The sequence below is a fragment of the Citricoccus sp. I39-566 genome (genome assembly GCF_031432995.1).
GTDB lineage: Bacteria > Actinomycetota > Actinomycetes > Actinomycetales > Micrococcaceae > Citricoccus > Citricoccus nitrophenolicus_A.
Genome location: NZ_CP133842.1, coordinates 3,010,215 through 3,026,911 on the forward strand (window position 1 = coordinate 3,010,215; position 16,697 = coordinate 3,026,911).

A 16,697-nucleotide genomic window follows, 5' to 3' on the forward strand; every position below is an offset into this window, starting at 1 on the left:
GCTCTTCTGTTTCCCCCTTCAAGCGGTCGACTATGGAGCGCAATGGCCCTACCGCCTGCGGCCGTACGCCTATTTACAAGTCGACGGACAAGATTGAACGTCGTGACCTCTTCGGGAGGTACGTCCGCCACAAGCGGGCCGATGGATTGCTGACCTGTTGGAACAAGCCTTGAGTGGACATCTGCAAGTGCATCACGGGTATCCATCCGAGATAGCGCTGAGGCCCACCAAAATTCCTTGTACGACATAGATCCCCTTCCGCCCGGTTCGCTAACGCCGTCGGGGAGTGCTCCTTGGTACTACCACCGGGTGACCCATCCTCTTAGCAACACCTATATCTGACAGATCCTAGACCCACTTCCATGAGCTGGGGTCAGATATTGAATCTGAACTCGACCACGTCGCCGCGGTTAGCAAACTTTTTTTGTCACGACGTCTGCCGGCCGCCTGCACGCGATGGTCACCCAACACGTACTCGCCCGCCAGCCCCAGTGGACCGTGGTGGCGATTGATCTTGGTGTGGACACCCCCGGGCAAGCTCGTGGCCAACGTCATGATGATGAGTGTGGCCGACAGGGAACGCGAGGTCACTGATGAGCGCACGTCAGCGGCACTGCAAGCGGCCAAGCGCGCCGGAAAGCACATGTGAGTATTTGAGGGTCTGGGAGCCACCCAGTATTGCCTTTCAGAGCCACCTGTATTGCCGTTGAGAGCCGGTGGCCGATGGGGTCAGAGCCACCGGCTCTCAACGGCGGTTTCTAGAGACCGTTCATCGCGGTGTGTTCGCGCATGTTGAAGCTGCCGGTCTCGATCCAGAGGGTGTTGTGCACGATCCGGTCCATGATGGCGTCGGCGTGGACTCCGGAGCCAAGTCGCTGGTGCCAGTCCTTCTGGGCGTACTGGGTGCAGAACACCGTCGAGGTGTTCCCATACCGGCGCTCGAGCAGCTCCAGCAGCATGCTGCGCATCCCCTCGTCCGGGTGGTCCAGGAGCCATTCATCGATGACCAGCAGGGTGAACGCGGCGTATTTCTTCAAGAACGTCCGCTGCCCGTGGGGCTTGTCCCGGGCCAGGGCCCAGGCCTCGGCCAGGTCCGGCATCCGGATGTAGTGCGCCCGGATCCGGTGCTGGCAGGCCTGCTTGGCCAGCGCGCACCCCAGATAGGACTTCCCGGAGCCGGTGAAGCCCTGGAAGACGACGTTCTGCTGACGGTCAATGAACGAGCAGGTTCCGAGCTGGGCGATCACCCCTTGGTCCAGGCCGCGCTCGGTGAGCAGGTCCAGCCGGCGTAGGTCGGCGTTGGGGTAGCGCAGTCCGGCCCGCCGGATCAGGCCCTCGACCTTGGCGTGGGTGAAGGAGGTGTGGGCCTCGTCCACGACGAGCCTGACCTGGTCCTCGAAGCCCAGGCCCAGCATGAGGGTCTCGTCCCGGGCCTCGAGGGACTCCAACAGGGCGGTGGCCCCCATCTCGCGTAGCTTGCGTTTGGTCTCGGTATCGATCCGGGTCACCGGGTGCCTCCTGCCGCGTAGTAGGAGGCGCCACGCACGTAGCCACCGATCTCCTCAGCCGGCGGCCCGGCGGGCGCGCTGCCGGTGATTGCTCCTGGTCTGTCTTGGCCGGTGTCCAGGATCGGGCGCAGGTGGGCATACCGTGGGGAGCGGATCGGGCCGGCCAACGCGATACTGCAGGCGGCCTCCACCCGTTCGGCGGAGAACCGGCGGGTCAGCCTCAACACGGCCAGTGCCGGGTTCAGGCCCTGCTCGGCGACCGGAACGGATTCGAAGACCCTGTCCACCACGGTCACCGTCGATGGTCCGATGCGCCCGGCCCATTCTCTGACTCGGTGTTGGTCCCACTGCCGGTACTTCGGTCCGGCCGGCAGGTCGGCGTCGTGGGTGCGGTACTCGTTCACCACGTTCTCCGGCAGCAAGAGGTGGCTGGCCAGTCGCTGGTGGCCGTGGCGGACCTCCAGCATGGTGTCCGTGACCCGCAGGTCGACCTTGGCCCCGACGTGTGTGCAGGGAACCGAGTAGTAGTTCCGGGCGAAGGCCACGTGCCCGTTGCGGGCTACCCGGCGCCCGTAGACCCACCGGCTAATCTCATAGGCCACGGCCGGCAGCGGGCGCAGCAACGCCTTCTCCTCCGACTCAAACACCGAGGCGCGGGAGCCGGCGCGCTTCTGGAACGGTTCCGCGTTGTAAGCCTTCAGCTGGACTGCGATGGCTGCCTTGAGCTCGGCCAGGGAGGTGAACTGCCGCTTGCGCAGGGCAGCGATGATCCAGGTCGCCACGTGCGCCACGGTGTTCTCCACGCTGGCCTTGTCCTTCGGCGCCCGGATTCTGCCCGGCAGCACGGCCGCCGAGTAGTGAGCGGCCATCTCCCGGTAGGCCTCGTTCAGGACGATCTCGCCCTCCTTGGGATGCTTGATCACCCCGGTCTTGAGGTTGTCCGGCACGATCCTCGGCACGCTGCCGCCGAAGTACTCGAACATACCCACGTGGGCCCGCAGCCAGGTGTCCTGCTTCATATCCAGCGTCGGCTCCACGAAGGAGAACCGGCTGAACGGCAGGCACCCCACGAACAGGTAGACCCGGGTCAACTCCCCGGTCGCTGTGTCGAGCAGTTGCATCGTGGGACCGGACCAGTCGACCTCGACCGTCTGGCCGGCCTTGTGTCCGATCCTGGAGGCCAGCCCGGTGACCATCACATGCCGCTGGTAGAACTTGCAGAACCGGTCATAGCCCATCGCCGGGCTTCCGGACTGGCCGCATTCGTCCACGTATTCGCCGTGGAGTAGCTTCATCGTCACCCCTACCCGGACCATCTCCCGATGCACCCGGGACCAATCAGGCTCAGCGAAGACGCTCTCGTGTTCCCCACGGCCGGGGAACAACAGCGAATACACCTCCGCGTCGGGGAGTGCCGCGATGTCGTCCCACCGCGCCCCGGCCGCGTCGGCGGCCTCCAGCACCTCGGCGACACTGTTCCGCGAGATCTGCTGAGACGCGGCAATCGCCCGCCCGGACAGGCCCTCAGCCCGTAACTGCAGCACGAGCTTGGCCTTGATCTTCCTTACCATTGAACTGCTCCTTCCGCCGGGTGCCCTTTACACCCAGCGGAAGGAGCCTAAGCAGGTGGCTCTGAACCAAAATAACGATGGCTCCCAAGGCGCCCAACCCCTCAAGCAGTCACTGGCTCTCAAGCCCAATACAGATGGCGCTCAGAACGCCGAATATTCAGCCAGGTGCTCGCGCTGCGTTCATAGCCGACCAGCGGCACTCGAGGATTGGCGAGTACCTACTCCGAGCAGACCTAGATGGCCAAGAACAGGCCTCGGCTCTAATCCAGAGAACCGGGACCTTGAAGTCCGTCAGATAGCGTCAAGCCTGGCGGGAGTTGCCGCCCCTGCCGCCATCGTTAGCGTCGTCCTCGTTGCCGGACAGCGTCTTACCCGCGTTCGCCAGCTGTTCCCGTGCCCGGCGCTCTTGCTCTTTGGTAGCCTGACGCTTCTTGTACTGGTCGACGCTCCAAGCCCCTCCGACGAGCAGCGCACCTACGGCGAAGCTTCCGACCGCTCCCTGGATGCGCCCCTCCTTCAGGCCCTTACTCAAGCCCTCCGCCAGGCCCTTGTGATGGCCATTGCCCCACGATGAATTCCCCATGCCGCGCTCTCCTCTCCTCAATAACCACTTATGAGGAGGGTATCCGGCCGCTGGCGCACATTCCGTATCCGCTTGCCTGCGTTCTTCAGGCAAGTGGGGCTATGGGCCGCCGACTGCGGGTTGCCGCAGTTCCGTGTCCATCGCCTGCCTGACACTGTGATTCACTCCTCTGGCTTAGAGGCAAGCTCACGGCGCAGATTGAAGCCGAGTTGATCCCGCGAGGAAAAGTCGGGCATACCCCCCGTTATGCTCGCCTATGTCCCGACCTGTGGATAAATTGATTTCTTCAGCGAATCTCACTTATGCGAGCAATGGAATCTTGACTATAGGTAATGGATCTGGGGCGAGTCATTGACGCTCTCGACTAAGGCCCGCAGCCCTTGATTGCAGGCCGATTCTTTGGGGAGAGGATCTCGAAGAGGGGCGGCGGAACCTCGGCGGGCGCTGCGTGTCCGTTCCGTGTCCCTCGGCTTCGTGTCGCCCTCAGCGGCAGTCGTTCCGTGTCCCTGCTGTCGGCCCAGAGCACGACAACGGCCCCATCGCTTTCTTGTCGAAGGCCGGAGCCGTGTGCAAGTACGGAGTTGAGGTCAGGCGGTCTCCCCTGCCTCGACTCCGTCGTCGTCTGCGACTTCCATGTAGGTCTCCATCGGGACCACGCCTTCCAGGAAAACATCCTCCGCGACATACTCCACGCGGATGTTGGCCTGCGACAACTCACGCTCCGGGCGGTCATAGGGGTCGGCGATCAAGAACGGCTCATTAGGCCGGATGGTCTTGGCGGGTACGCCCTTGGCCCACACCTCCCCATTACTGGACCCAGATGGTTCTTCCAAGACCCGGTAGCGCCTCAACTCGACTGGCAGTCCACTGGTGTTCTTGATCTCCCAGCCGTTCCCGAAGTCGCTGACCTCGGCCTTCCAGTCGTGTCGCACCAGGCCCTGCATCCCAGAGACCATGTCGACGATGCGCCTGCCACCCCGCTGCGCCACGTGGAGGATGGAGTCGGCATAAGGAGACCCCGGCGCGGGGCGACGGCTTGTCGACGCCGTCTCTGGGGTGGACGTCGCGGCCAACTCGGAGGTCGGCGCGGGGGCCGACTCCGCCTCTGCGGCAGCGAGCTCCTTCTTAAGGAAGTAGTCGACCCGGGCCCTGACAGCAACCATGGCCAGACGCACTCCGTCCACGTGGGTTTTGTAGGGCATGTAATAGAACTTGCGAGTCTCCAGCGACTTCTTGAACTTGACCAGCCGACCTTCCTCTTCGTAGGGAGGTCGGCTGCCGTCATCCAGGAAGTGAACAGCTGGCTTCAGCCCCCGCGCGGCAGAGCGCTCGATCTCCTCAACCGTGCCGCTGTCGTAATCATCGGTTGGCGTACCCAACTTCTTACGGAAGAACGCCACACACATATCCGCCTTGGACACCAGCTGCTCGTTGAGCGTCTCCTGGCCCGACAACCCATACGTCGCGTAGGAATTCTCCTCCCACCGCCACGGCCAGAGGTAGATCCCCGTACTCTCGGCATAGCTCACGTTCCACGCATGGAGCTCCTTCACCATCCCGTCGCGCTCCTCCTGGCAATCTCCAGGGGCGGCGATGAGGACACGAAGGACGCGGCTGTTCAGCATTCGTCCATGATCTCAGAGGACGGAGCCATCTCCGGAACCGAGGCCCGTAGGTCAGGATGGGCATGCCTCACGGTCCGGCTTGGCGCTTGGTGTGGAGACCGGGGATGCCCACTCTAGCCCTGGGTCGCCCCCACATCCCTCAGCGCGTTCCGGAAGGCTGCACGAGCCCGTCCTTAGCGCCTGTGGGCCAGGCGGCTGCGGATCTCGGCTGCCGTCCGCCTATCGATGGCTCTGGTGAGCGATATCTGAGCGCCCTCGGCCTCCGCATGGGCCAGTTCAGCCTCAGCGCGGCTGAATACTGCACTCGCCTCTCCCACTTCTGCTGCGGAAGCGGTCAACTCCGCCTCGGTGGTTGCCAAGGCTCCGAGTCGTTGCCGGTCGTCCATGGCCCCAAGCTCGCTCGAACTCCGGGCGAGATTACGGTGCGCTCCCTCTTCAAGCCCATGTGGGAGCTCGGATCAGACTGCGACCAGCTCGCGGGGGTCGCCGTCGCCATCCGGGTCATCGTCATCGATGGTCAGCACCGCGCGCAACGGAGTCACTCCTGGCACCCGGTAGGTGATGTCCAGCTCGGCCTCGTGAATGCCGACCTCCTCGCCTCGGGTATCGAACTCCACCAGTTCTCCCGCCTCCACCCGGAGCTCCTGGTCGCTGGAATACTCCACATGGCGCTGGCTGACCCCGGGAACCTCGGTGCTCAGCACATACTGCTCGACGATGCGAGCCGTCTCCCCCGTGTTCAGCAGATGCCAGGCGCTCTCGTCCTCAGCGAGGGTGAATGACCAGTCCTTCATGGCCAAGCCCTGATCGCCGTACAGGGCACGCTGCACCTTGCGGAACTGGTCCTGGTAATGGGGTGTCGTCAGCATCTTCTCGATGGTGGCGTTGATCTCGCTCAGGCGCCCATCGTTCCGCACGGCATTGAGAATGCGGTTCGAGGAATCCTCAAATGACCGCCGGGAGGATTCGTCCAGCTCGAAGTTGACCTGTGGGATGGAAGCGAGCCGACCCGGGCTGAGGGTAATGCTCTCCCGTCTTACGGTCTTGGACTCGGCTTCCTTCTGAGGCACCGGCTCGGCCCCCACAATAGGCGGCAGCTCCGTCGTTCCCGCAGCCCGCTGGTCCATGATCTCCTGGGCTCTCTTGAACACGGCTGCGGAGGCCTTGGCGATGCCGTCCGTGGGCTTGGAATACCGGACCGGGTAGAACAGGTTCGACTGCTCCAGCTCGGTCCGGTAGTCGATGACATCCTGCTCCGCCTCGTTCTGGGGCTCACCGAAGTTGCGGAAGTGGACGGCAGGCTTCAACCCCGCCTCCGCGCACAACTTGATCTCCTCGACGGTGCCGCTGCGGTCCCGAGGGGTGGGTTGCCCGAGACGCCGGTAGAGGAAGGCTGCGCATATATCTGAGGTTCTGACTATTTGCTCGTTAATCTCCGCTTGGCCATCCCGCCCGTAGGAGGCGGTGGACCCGGTCTCGAACATCCACGGAAGCAGGTAGTAACCATTACTGTCGGCCATGGACATGCTCCACGTGGTCAAGAACGTGGCTAGCCCCTCCCGTTCCTCATGGCAGTCCCCGGGGGAGGCGATCAGTACACGCAGCATGGTCAAGTCGCTCGGCATGAACCCATGATCTCAGGGAAGCGCCCCTTCCGGATGACCAGCGGGGCGCTTCGGCCAGCCTGGGCAGGTCCTCGCCGGAAGCCTTCCCTGTACGCCGGTGGGATCACCACGGACCGCCAACCCCTTTTCCCAGTGGGGTAGTCCTATTCTGACTCACGCTTCTCGGTCAGGCTTGAGACTGTCCAATCGTGTGGACAGATCGACATCGCCCCCGGTTCCGTGTGGTGGGTTCCGGGGGCGATGTCAGCCGGTCAGGCGCTCGGCCGCTTCGGTGCCGGAGGCAGCGGCGGTGCCGGAGGCAGCGGCGGTGCCGCTTGCGGCTTCGGCTGGATAGCCTTCGCCGGGGCTGACGAGGATACTTCCCGCGCCTCCCGAGCCTCCTTGCGGCTGGACGGCTGGGCCTGCATACCTTCAACCGCCAGCGGCCCCTTGCCTGGGGACGGAGGCCAAGGAATCAGGCCAGGCCCTCGTTGTCCATCAGCCCAGCGAGCATCAGGTCGTTGGTGACGCGAAGCCGACACGGCTGACAAGGATCAGACAAGGATGGGTCGAATTAGGGCCTCAGAAAAGGATTCTTGTCGCGTTACTTCCACGGGATTACGCGGATCTACACATTAAACCGGAACTCGACCACGTCGCCGTCGTGCATCACGTACTCCTTGCCCTCCATGCGCACCTTGCCGGCGGCCTTGGCCTCGGCCATGGACCCGGCGGCCACGAGGTCGTCGAAGGAGACGATCTCGGCCTTGATGAAACCGCGCTCGAAGTCGGTGTGGATCACGCCGGCGGCCTTGGGGGCGGTGTCGCCCTTGTTGATCGTCCAGGCGCGGGCCTCCTTGGGCCCGGCGGTCAGGTAGGTCTGCAGGCCCAGGGTGTGGAAGCCGGTGCGGGCCAGCTGGTCCAGGCCGGACTCGTCCTGGCCGTTCATCTCCAGCATCTCCCGGGCCTCCTCCTCGTCGAGCTCCACGAGGTCCGACTCGAGCTTGGCGTCCAGGAACACCGCGTCGGCGGGGGCCACGAGGTCGCGCAGCTCCTGCTGCTTCGTGGCGTCGCCCAGCACGCCGTCGTCGGCGTTGAAGACGTAGATGAAGGGCTTGGCGGTCAGCAGGCTGACCTCGCGCAGCCGCTCCATGTCCAGCCCCTCGGACTCGATCGCGGAGAAGATGGTGTCGCCGCGTTCGAGCACGGCCTGGGCGGCCTGCAGGGCCGCGAGCTCGGCGGCCTCACGCTTCTTGCCCTTGACCTCCTTCTCGACGCGCGGGATCGCCTTCTCGAGGGTCTGCAGGTCCGCGAGGATCAGCTCGGTGTTGATGGTCTCCATGTCCGAGGCCGGGTTGACCGCCCCGTCCACGTGCACCACGTCCGGGTCGTCGAAGGCGCGCACCACCTGGGCGATCGCATGCGATTCGCGGATGTTCGCGAGGAACTGGTTGCCCAGGCCCTCGCCCTCGGAGGCCCCCTTGACGATCCCGGCGATGTCCACGAAGGACACCGTGGCCGGGAGGATCTTCTGGGACCCGAAGATCCCGGCCAGGGTGTCCAGCCGCGAGTCCGGCAGGTTCACCACCCCGACGTTCGGCTCGATCGTGGCGAACGGGTAGTTCGCTGCGAGCACAGTCTGGCGGGTGAGAGCGTTGAAGAGGGTGGACTTGCCCACATTGGGCAGGCCGACGATTCCGATAGTAAGAGCCACGGTTGTCCATGCTACCGGTGCCCGATAGCGTCGAGAACGTGACTGACCGACCAGAACAGCCCACCAGCCCATCCACCGACCCGGCCGCCGCCCCCGGCGCCGAACAGGAGACCGACCCGAACCTTGTGGCCGCCGGCACCGAACTGCCCGAGGGACAGCCCCAGCCGCCGTCCGAGCGCATCTCGCCGCTGGTCTTCCTGGCCATCGAGCAGGCCCTGGAGTTCGCCACCGAGGCGGGCGACTCCGTGGTGCCCTTCCTCCTGGGGTACATCGACGAGGAGCAGAAGGGCATGTGGAAGCTGCCCGGCGCGGACGAGGACCAGATGCGCGCCCAGATCGCGCAGCTGGAGCCGCGCCCGGAGATGGCCGTGTCCGTGTTCGACGCGCGCCTCGAGGTGGAGGGTCAGCCGCACGACGCCTTCGTGCTGGAGGCCTTCGACAACGCCGAGGAGTCCTCCGCCACCGTCATCCAGCTGTACGCGCCTGCCGGCGAGGGCGCCGAGGCGGAGGCCGTCGGCGCCCCGCAGCTCTACGCCAACGGGGAGAACGTCCTGCGCGCCTGATCCGCGCTCCTGCGCTCAGAGTGCCGGGGCGCGGTCCGCGTAGCGGGTGGCCTCGTCGTAGGCGCGGGCCACCCGCAGCAGGTCCACGTCCCGGCCGGGCGCCCCGACCAGCTGCAGCCCCACGGGGAGCCCCGCCGCGGTGAAACCGCCCGGCACGGAGATCGCCGGGCAGCCCGTGGCGGAGATGAGGGTGGCCGAGCGCATCCACTCGATGTACGTCCCCATCGGCGTGCCGGCTACCTCTCGCGGCCACGTCCACTCCGCGGGGAACGGCGCAAGCTGCGCGGTCGGCGCCAGCAGCACGTCGAAGGTCCGGCCCGTGCCGTCGCACTCGCCCCCGGCACCGAAGACGCGTCCGATCTCCCGGTCGAGCCGGCCCCGCGCCACGGCCACATCCATCAGGTCCTCCGCGGTCAGGGCCAGGCCGCGCTCCACGTTCCAGTGGACCTCCTCCTTCACCTGCTCCGGGAATCCGGCCACCACCTCCCGCAGGCTCAGCGCCATGTCGAAGGCCCGCGTCGCGTCGAACACCCGGTCGGCCTCGCGCAGCCGGGGGCAGGCCGGGACCACGCTCGCCCCCAGCCCGGCCAGCACCTCGGCCTCCCGGAGCACGACGCCGGCCACCTCGCCTTCCACGGGCACGTCCAGTCCGAAGTCGGTCGTCACCGCCACGCGCACCCCGGCCAGCGGCCGGCCCGGAGTGGACCCGCGGCCGACCTCCTCGGTGAGCAGGGCGGCGAAGGCCCCGGCCGGCGTCGGGCACCACACCGGTGAGCGGGGATCCGGGCCGGCGATGACGGACAGCGCGAGGATCACATCCTCAACCGAGCGGGCCATGGCTCCCTTCTGGCCGAGCCAGGCGCGCGGGTCCCGGGCGGGCGCGTTGGGGACGACGCCGGGGGTGGCACGGAAGCCGACGACGTTGTTGAAGGCTGCCGGGTTGCGCAGCGAGCCGCCCATGTCCGAGCCGTCGGCCAGCGGCTGGATGCGGGTGGCGAGGGTGACGGCGGCACCGCCGGAGGAGCCGCCGGCGCTGCGCGTGGGGTCGTAGGGATTGAGCGTGGTGCCGAAGACCTCGTTGTAGGTGTGGGAGCCGGCGGCGAACTCCGGGACGTTGTTCTTGCCGGTGGAGATGACCCCGGCGTGCTGGAACCGCTCGATCACGGCGTCGGACTCCCGGGGCACCAGGTCCGCGAACACCGGCGAGCCGGAGGTGGTGCGGATGCCGGCCGTGGCGTGGGTGTCCTTGTGCGTCATGGGGATCCCGTGCAACGGCGGCAGGTCCTCCGGTGCGGTGGCGGCGGCACGCTCGTCGGCGGCGAGCGCCTGGGCGTGGGCCTGCTCGCGCACCTGGGTGACCACGGCGTTGACCACGGGGTTGACCGCGTCGATGCGGGCGTAGTGGGCCTCGAGGACCTCCCGGGCGGAGATGCGGCGGTGGCGCAGGGCGGCGGAGAGGTCACGGGCAGACAGGCTCAACGGGTCCATGCCGGAATCCTAGACGGCCGCTAGCCGTGAAGGGCCTCGCGGAAGGCCCGTTCGGCCGCGTCCGAGAACGGGACGAAGACGACCGTGGCGACCGGGCCGGCGTCGGGACCGACCTCTGAGGCCATGGAACGGCAGGTCTGCACCGCGATGCGCGCCGCATCGTCCAGCGGCCAGCCGTAGATGCCGGCGGAGATCGCCGGGAACGCCACACTGCCGGCCCCGAGCCGCGCCGCCACGCGCAGCGACTCCCGGTAGCAGGACGCCAGCGTCTCCGACCTGTCGATGGTCTTCGCGTACACCGGCCCCACGGTGTGGATGACCCAGCGTGCCGGCAGCCGGCCGGCGGTGGTGGCGACGGCCTGCCCCGCCGGCAGCCCGTCCCGCAGCTCCGCTTCCCGCAGACGGCGGCACTCGGCGAGGATCTCGGGGCCGCCACGGCGGTGGATCGCCCCGTCCACTCCACCGCCGCCGAGCAGGGTGGAGTTGGCGGCGTTGACGACCGCCTCGGCGGTCTGCTCGGTGATGTCCCCGGGTTCGATGCGCAGTTCCATGGCGCCACGGTACGTCCCCCGCCGGCATGACGGATGTCATGGGCAGGAGGTGACGCCCGGCAGATCCGCGCGGCGGCGCGGCCGAACAGACTGGGATCATGAACCCCTCAGCACCCGCAACCACCGCGTCCCCGGCCGCCCGGGGCACCAGCGGATCCACCGACTCCGCCGATCCGGCGCCATCCGCCCTGCACGCCACCGGGGTCCGCAAGCAGTTCGGCGGCGGCGCCTCCGCCGTGCACGCCGTCCGGGGCGTGGACCTCGAGATCCGCCGCGGCGAGATCGTGGCCCTGCTCGGTCCCAACGGCGCCGGCAAGACCACCTTCCTGGACCTGGTGCTGGGCTTCACGAGCCCCACCACCGGCACCCTGACCGTCTTCGGCTCCGCGCCGGGGCAGTCCGTGCGGGACGGCCGCGTGGGCGCCGTGCTGCAGACCGGCGGCCTGCTGTACGACCTCACGGTCCGGGAGACCGTGTCCATGGTCGCCGCCTGCCACCCCCGGCACATCCCCGTGCAGTCCGCGCTCGAGCGCGCCGGCGCCGCTGGGTTCTCCACCCGCCGGGTCAGCAAGTGCTCCGGTGGTGAGCAGCAGCGCTTGCGCTTCGCGCTGGCCCTGCTGACGGAGCCGGACCTGTTGCTGCTGGACGAGCCGACGGCCGGCATGGACGTGCGCGCCCGCAAGGAGTTCTGGGAGACCATGCAGACCGAGGCGGAGCGCGGTCGCACGGTCGTCTTCGCCACCCACTTCCTCCAGGAGGCCGCCGACTTCGCCGACCGGATCGTGCTGATGCGCGCCGGGCAGGTCGTGCTGGACGGCCCCGTGGACCAGGTGACGGACACCGGCCAGCGCACCCTCACCTGCCTCTGGGACGGTCCCGGCACGCCCGAGGAGGCCGCCGCCCAGCTGGGGATCACCGACGCCGTCCAGCACCAGGGCGGCCGGGTGCGGTTCACCGCGGCGGACACGGACGCCCTGGCTCGCCGGCTGCTCGCCGCGGAGTGGGCGCACGACCTGACGATCTCCCCGGCCTCCCTGGACGACGTCTTCCTGGACCTCACCGCCGACGCCGACCCGGCCGGCGCCTCCGCTCCCACCGCCCCGAAGGGACACTGACATGACCACCGCCGTCTCCGCCCGCCCGAGGAAGTCCGCCCTGCGGATCGTCACCGGGTTCGCCGCCTGGGAGTTCCTGCGCAACGTGCGCATGGTCGAGTCCACGTTCTTCATCATCGTGCTGCCCACCGTGCTGTACCTGATGTTCGGGACCCTGGCGTCCTTCGGCGACGGCCCCGTGGGGTACGGGAACGTCAGCACCTACAACATGACCGCCATGGCCGTGTACGGCGCCACCATGGCCACCTCCGTGATCGCCGGCTCCGCGGCGCTGGAACGCCAGCAGGGCTGGGGACGGCAGCTCGGGCTGACCGGGCTCACGGGGGCCGGGTACATGACCGGGAAGGTGTTCGTGGCGATCGGGATCGCCGCGCTGCCCATCGCGGTGATCTTCGCGGTGGGGGCCCTGACCGGTGCCACGTTCACCGATCCGTGGAGGTGGCTGGCCTCCGGCGGCATCGCCCTGCTCGGGGCCGTCCCCTTCGCCCTGTACGGCCTGGCGGCCGCCCTGCTGTTCCGGTCCGAGGCGGCTGTCTCCGCGGCCTCCGGCATCCTCGTGGTGCTGGCGTTCTTCGGCAACCTGTTCATGCCCCTGTCCGGGACCATGCTGGACATCGCCCGCTTCACGCCGATCTACGGCGTGGCCGGACTGACCCGGTGGCCGCAGTTGGAGGGCATGGTGATCTCCATGGAGTCCGGCGCGCCACAGAGTGACCCGCTGTGGATGCTGCTGGCTAACGTAGGGGCATGGACCCTGATCTTCGCCGCGATCTGCCTGCTGGCCTCGCGCCGCTCCACGCGGCGCTGAGGTCCCCGGGATGGTGGCACCGGTGAGGGACACCACCGCTGCGTCCGGCCGGGCTCGCATCGACGCCCCCTACGGCCTCGGCGAGTGGCCCACCCTGCCGCTCCGTCCCGAGGAGCGGTTCCCGGTGCTCTCCTCGGCCGGGGTCTGGCTGCTGTTCCTCGTCTGGCCGCTGGTCGCCATGCTGTCCGTCGGCGCGCCGTGGGAGCAGAAGGTGCTGGGCCTGGCCGGGCTGGCCGGGTTCGTGACGCTCTACATCCGGCACTTCATCTGGCCCTGGCGCATCCAGCGGTGGCCGCACTGGGCCAACACCGTCCTCGTGACCGCGTTGATGGGCCTGTGTGTGCTGGCCACGGTCCCGAGCGCCGGGCTGAACGCCTTCAACTTCCTGCCGTTCACCCTGGCCGTGTGGATCTTCCCGCACGCCATTCGCCTCGGGGTGCCGGTGGCGGTGGGCCTGACCCTGGCGTGGGCGGTCCTCGGGTACTCGGCGGGAGCGGAGTCCGGGGCGTGGTGGCTCATCATCCCCTCGTCCCTGGCGCTCGTCATCATGGTGGCCCTGCGGGTCTCCATGGAGCACGAGGAGAAGGGGCGGGCCCTGTCCGAGGAGCTCGCGCTGTCCCGGCAGCGCGAACAGGTCGGCCGCGACGTCCACGACCTCCTGGGGCACTCGCTCACGGTCATCACGCTGAAGACGGACCTGGCCCGGCGGCTCGTGGACGCCGATCCGGAGCGGGCCAAGGCCGAGCTCGAGGAGGTCCTGGGACTGTCCCGGCAGTCCCTGGCCGAGGTCCGCAACACCGTGGGCGGACTCCACGTGCCGGAGCTGGGCGCCCAGCTCGCCTCGGTCCGCACCGCGCTTCAGGCCGCCGGGATCTCCGCCCGGCTGCCGGAACCGGACTCCGTCGCCGAGCTGCCCGCCGATCGCCGGGAGCTCTACGCGTGGTGCCTGAGGGAGGCCGTCACCAACGTGATCCGCCACGCGGACGCGGCCCACTGCACCGTCACCCTCGCCGGGGACCGGCTGCTGGTCGCCGACGACGGCGTCGGCCTGGGCGCCTGCCCCGCCGAGGACGGTCCGGGGACCGGCCCGAGAACGACGCCGGCCGGGTCGCCCGCCGCCGCTGGGTCGCCCCTCGCAGCGGGCGGCAGGTCCACCGGGACCGGCCTCCGCGGCATGCTCCGCCGCGTGGAGGAGGCCGGCGGGCGGCTGACCATGACCGAGACACACCCGGGCCGGGACCGGCCCGGGACCACGCTGGAGGTCCACCTGTGAGCGGGGCCGCGGGGGCCGGCGTCGGGCCCATCCGTCTGCTGCTGGCGGACGACCAGGCCCTGGTGCGCGGCGCCCTGGCCGCCCTGCTGGCCCTGGAGCCCGACCTGGAGGTGGTGGCGCAGGCGGGCGACGGGACCACTGTCGCTGCCACCGTGGCCGAGCTGCGCGTGGACGTGGCCCTGCTGGACATCGACATGCCGGGGCTGGACGGGATCGAGGCGGCCCGGGCCATCGCCGCGGGCGGGACGGGCTGCCGCTCCCTGATCGTCACCACGTTCGGCCGGCCCGGCTACCTGCGGCGCGCGTTGGAGGCGGGAGCGGGCGGCTTCGTGGTCAAGGACACCCCCGCGGAGCAGCTGGCCGAGGCGGTGCGCGCGGTGCACGCCGGGCGGCGCGTGGTGGATCCCTCGCTCGCGGCCGAGACGCTGGTCTCCGGCTCGAACCCGCTGACGGCCCGCGAGCAGGACGTGCTGCGCGCCGCCCAGGACGGATCCAGCGTGCGGCAGATGGCCGCCGCCCTGTTCCTCTCCCCCGGAACGGTGCGCAACCACCTGTCCTCCGCGATCGGCAAGACCCACACCGCCAACCGCACCGAGGCGGCCCTGGCCGCGCGGGATCACGGCTGGCTGTAGCGGCTGCAGTGAGTCAGCGTTGCAGTAGACGGTCAGAACACCAGGCCGAAGGCCCAGACGCCGAGGGTCATGGTGGTCAGCGTGATCAGCACGATGCCGATGAGGTTCAGGTACAGCCCGCCCTTGACCATCTGCCCGATCGTCACGTAGCCGGAGCCGAAGGCGATCGCGTTCGGCGGGGTGGCCACCGGCAGCATGAACGCGCAGGTGGCCGCCAGGGCCACCGGGATGGCGAGCATCATCGGATCGACCCCCACGCCGATCGCCACGCCACCGGCCACGGGCAGGAAGGTGGCCGCCGTCGCGGTGTTCGAGGTCAGCTCCGTGAGGAAGAGGATCGCCATGGCCATGATCGCCACGAGCAGCCAGATCGGAATCCCGGACAACCCGGAGACCTGCTCGCCGATCCAGTCCGCGAGCCCGGAGTCGCTGAACTGTGCCGAGAGGGCCAGGCCGCCGCCGAACAGCAGCAGCACGCCCCACGGCAGTTTCACGGCCGAGTCCCAGTCGAGCAGCCGGACGCCCCGGGCGGCCCCGGCCGGCAGCAGGAAGAGCAGTAGCGCGGCCACCATGGCGATGCCCGCATCGCTGATGAGCCCCTCGAAGGCCAGCGGGATGGTGATCCACGAGGCGGCGGCCAGGACGAAGATGACCAGGACGCGGATCTCCCCGGAGTTCATCCGCCCCAGCTTGGACAGCTCCTCGTTGATGAGCTTGCGCCCGCCCGGGATCTCCGTGATCTCCGCCTTGAAGAGGATGCGGGTCAGTAGGAACCACACGATCACCAGCATGACCAGTGAGAGGGGCAGCCCGACGAGCATCCACTGCCCGAAGCCGATGGTCACCCCGTGCGCATCGGCCATGTAGCCGGCCAGCAGGGCGTTCGGTGGGGTGCCGATCAGGGTGCCGAGCGAGCCCACGGAGGCGGCATAGGCGATGCCGAGCATCAGGGCCGTGCCGAAATTGGACTTGATCACGGCCTCCTTGACGTCCCCGGAGTTCGGATCCGAGGACTCCTGCACCGGATTGGACCGGTCCGCCGCGACCACGAGGGTCAGCACGGAGACACCGATGGGGATCATCATCACCGCGGTGGCCGTGTTGGACACCCACATGGACAGGAAACCGGTGGCGATCATGAACCCGGCCACCACGCCACCCGGCTTCGTGCCCATGGCCCGGACGGTCACCAGGGCGATGCGCCGGTGCAGGTCCCACCGCTGCATGGCCAGCGCCAGGATGAACCCGCCCATGAACAGGAAGATGATGTCGTTGCCGTAGGAGGCCCCGACCGCCCCGATCTCGATGTCCTGGCCGAGTGCTGGGAACGCGATGAGGGGAATCAGCGAGGTGGCGGGGATGGGGATGGCCTCGGTCATCCACCAGACCGCCATCAGGACGGCGACGGCGGCCGTCAGCCGCGCGTTGTGCTCCACGTCCGCGGGCATCACCAGGAACACCAGGGCGGCGAGCACCAGCCCGACACCGAAGCCGATCCAGCGCCGCCGGTGCTGGCTCAGCTCCTCGGCCGGGGCCTGCTCGCCCGGTGACCGGTGGTCGACGGGCGGATCCTGGGCCGATTCGTCCGCCGCGGGCTGCCGGGTGGTATCCGAAGGTGTCTGTCCGGAGGTGTCGGACATGATGGACCGTCCTTTCGTGGCC

The 16,697-nt window shown here is 68.3% G+C and carries 14 protein-coding genes; 5 read left to right on the forward strand and 9 right to left on the reverse strand.

The annotated features are described in order from the left end of the window. Positions 1 to 758: 758 nt before the first annotated feature. From RE421_RS13705 to ychF, 6 genes are all read right to left on the reverse strand, one after another. Positions 759 to 1,508, reverse strand: coding sequence for an ATP-binding protein (locus RE421_RS13705; protein WP_309811051.1), 750 nt, complete (start codon positions 1,506 to 1,508; stop codon positions 759 to 761). After that, positions 1,505 to 3,079 carry an IS21 family transposase gene (gene istA / locus RE421_RS13710; protein ID WP_309811054.1) on the reverse strand — a complete coding sequence of 525 codons (1,575 nt, stop codon included), beginning with the start codon at positions 3,077 to 3,079 and terminating at the stop codon, positions 1,505 to 1,507. The genes RE421_RS13705 and istA overlap by 4 nt, the downstream gene beginning before the upstream one ends. A gap of 301 nt (positions 3,080 to 3,380) precedes the next feature. After that, positions 3,381 to 3,662, reverse strand: coding sequence for a hypothetical protein (locus RE421_RS13715; RefSeq protein ID WP_309811057.1), 282 nt, complete (start codon positions 3,660 to 3,662; stop codon positions 3,381 to 3,383). Positions 3,663 to 4,249: 587 nt separating this feature from the next. After that, complete coding sequence (locus RE421_RS13720) at positions 4,250 to 5,287, reverse strand: hypothetical protein (protein WP_309811060.1); 1,038 nt, start codon at positions 5,285 to 5,287, stop codon at positions 4,250 to 4,252. 458 nt (positions 5,288 to 5,745) lie between these two features. Continuing rightward, complete coding sequence (locus RE421_RS13725) at positions 5,746 to 6,912, reverse strand: hypothetical protein (protein ID WP_309811063.1); 1,167 nt, start codon at positions 6,910 to 6,912, stop codon at positions 5,746 to 5,748. 607 nt (positions 6,913 to 7,519) lie between these two features. Further along, entirely contained in the window at positions 7,520 to 8,605 is a 1,086-nt protein-coding gene (gene ychF / locus RE421_RS13730) for a redox-regulated ATPase YchF (protein WP_309811066.1), read from the reverse strand. Between the two features lie 38 nt (positions 8,606 to 8,643). Between ychF and RE421_RS13735 the strand changes: the two genes are divergently transcribed. Next, positions 8,644 to 9,168, forward strand: coding sequence for a hypothetical protein (locus tag RE421_RS13735; protein ID WP_309811069.1), 525 nt, complete (start codon positions 8,644 to 8,646; stop codon positions 9,166 to 9,168). 15 nt (positions 9,169 to 9,183) lie between these two features. Here RE421_RS13735 and RE421_RS13740 read toward each other — a convergent pair whose 3' ends face one another. Both RE421_RS13740 and RE421_RS13745 read right to left on the reverse strand, forming a co-directional pair. Continuing rightward, positions 9,184 to 10,656, reverse strand: a complete 1,473-nt coding sequence (locus RE421_RS13740) for an amidase family protein (protein ID WP_309811072.1) — start codon at positions 10,654 to 10,656, stop codon at positions 9,184 to 9,186. Between the two features lie 20 nt (positions 10,657 to 10,676). Continuing rightward, a complete protein-coding gene (locus RE421_RS13745; protein ID WP_309811074.1) occupies positions 10,677 to 11,207 on the reverse strand; it encodes an O-acetyl-ADP-ribose deacetylase in 531 nt (176 codons plus the stop codon). Between the two features lie 98 nt (positions 11,208 to 11,305). Here RE421_RS13745 and RE421_RS13750 point away from each other — a divergent pair, with 98 nt between their 5' ends. From RE421_RS13750 to RE421_RS13765, 4 genes are read left to right on the forward strand one after another with little or no spacing between them, the layout of a single operon-like run. Further along, entirely contained in the window at positions 11,306 to 12,322 is a 1,017-nt protein-coding gene (locus RE421_RS13750) for an ABC transporter ATP-binding protein (RefSeq protein ID WP_309811077.1), read from the forward strand. A 1-nt stretch (position 12,323) separates the two neighbouring features. Beyond that, positions 12,324 to 13,130, forward strand: coding sequence for an ABC transporter permease (locus tag RE421_RS13755; protein WP_309811081.1), 807 nt, complete (start codon positions 12,324 to 12,326; stop codon positions 13,128 to 13,130). Between the two features lie 22 nt (positions 13,131 to 13,152). Continuing rightward, positions 13,153 to 14,403, forward strand: coding sequence for a sensor histidine kinase (locus RE421_RS13760; protein ID WP_309811084.1), 1,251 nt, complete (start codon positions 13,153 to 13,155; stop codon positions 14,401 to 14,403). Beyond that, positions 14,400 to 15,035 carry a response regulator transcription factor gene (locus RE421_RS13765; RefSeq protein ID WP_309811087.1) on the forward strand — a complete coding sequence of 212 codons (636 nt, stop codon included), beginning with the start codon at positions 14,400 to 14,402 and terminating at the stop codon, positions 15,033 to 15,035. The genes RE421_RS13760 and RE421_RS13765 overlap by 4 nt, the downstream gene beginning before the upstream one ends. Positions 15,036 to 15,067: 32 nt before the next feature. Here RE421_RS13765 and RE421_RS13770 read toward each other — a convergent pair whose 3' ends face one another. Further along, on the reverse strand, positions 15,068 to 16,675 hold the full coding sequence (locus RE421_RS13770) for a DASS family sodium-coupled anion symporter (RefSeq protein WP_309811090.1): 1,608 nt from the start codon (positions 16,673 to 16,675) through the stop codon (positions 15,068 to 15,070). Positions 16,676 to 16,697: the final 22 nt, after the last annotated feature.

Bases quoted from the DNA above. Each gene is read 5' to 3' on its own strand.
- istA (WP_309811054.1), bottom strand. From the start codon at position 3,079: ATGGTAAGGAAGATCAAGGCCAAGCTCGTGCTGCAGTTACGGGCTGAG.
- RE421_RS13715 (WP_309811057.1), bottom strand. From the start codon at position 3,662: ATGGGGAATTCATCGTGGGGCAATGGCCATCACAAGGGCCTGGCGGAG.
- RE421_RS13720 (WP_309811060.1), bottom strand. From the start codon at position 5,287: ATGCTGAACAGCCGCGTCCTTCGTGTCCTCATCGCCGCCCCTGGAGAT.
- RE421_RS13725 (WP_309811063.1), bottom strand. From the start codon at position 6,912: ATGCCGAGCGACTTGACCATGCTGCGTGTACTGATCGCCTCCCCCGGG.
- RE421_RS13740 (WP_309811072.1), bottom strand. From the start codon at position 10,656: ATGGACCCGTTGAGCCTGTCTGCCCGTGACCTCTCCGCCGCCCTGCGC.
- RE421_RS13745 (WP_309811074.1), bottom strand. From the start codon at position 11,207: ATGGAACTGCGCATCGAACCCGGGGACATCACCGAGCAGACCGCCGAG.
- RE421_RS13750 (WP_309811077.1), top strand. From the start codon at position 11,306: ATGAACCCCTCAGCACCCGCAACCACCGCGTCCCCGGCCGCCCGGGGC.
- RE421_RS13755 (WP_309811081.1), top strand. From the start codon at position 12,324: ATGACCACCGCCGTCTCCGCCCGCCCGAGGAAGTCCGCCCTGCGGATC.
- RE421_RS13770 (WP_309811090.1), bottom strand. From the start codon at position 16,675: ATGTCCGACACCTCCGGACAGACACCTTCGGATACCACCCGGCAGCCC.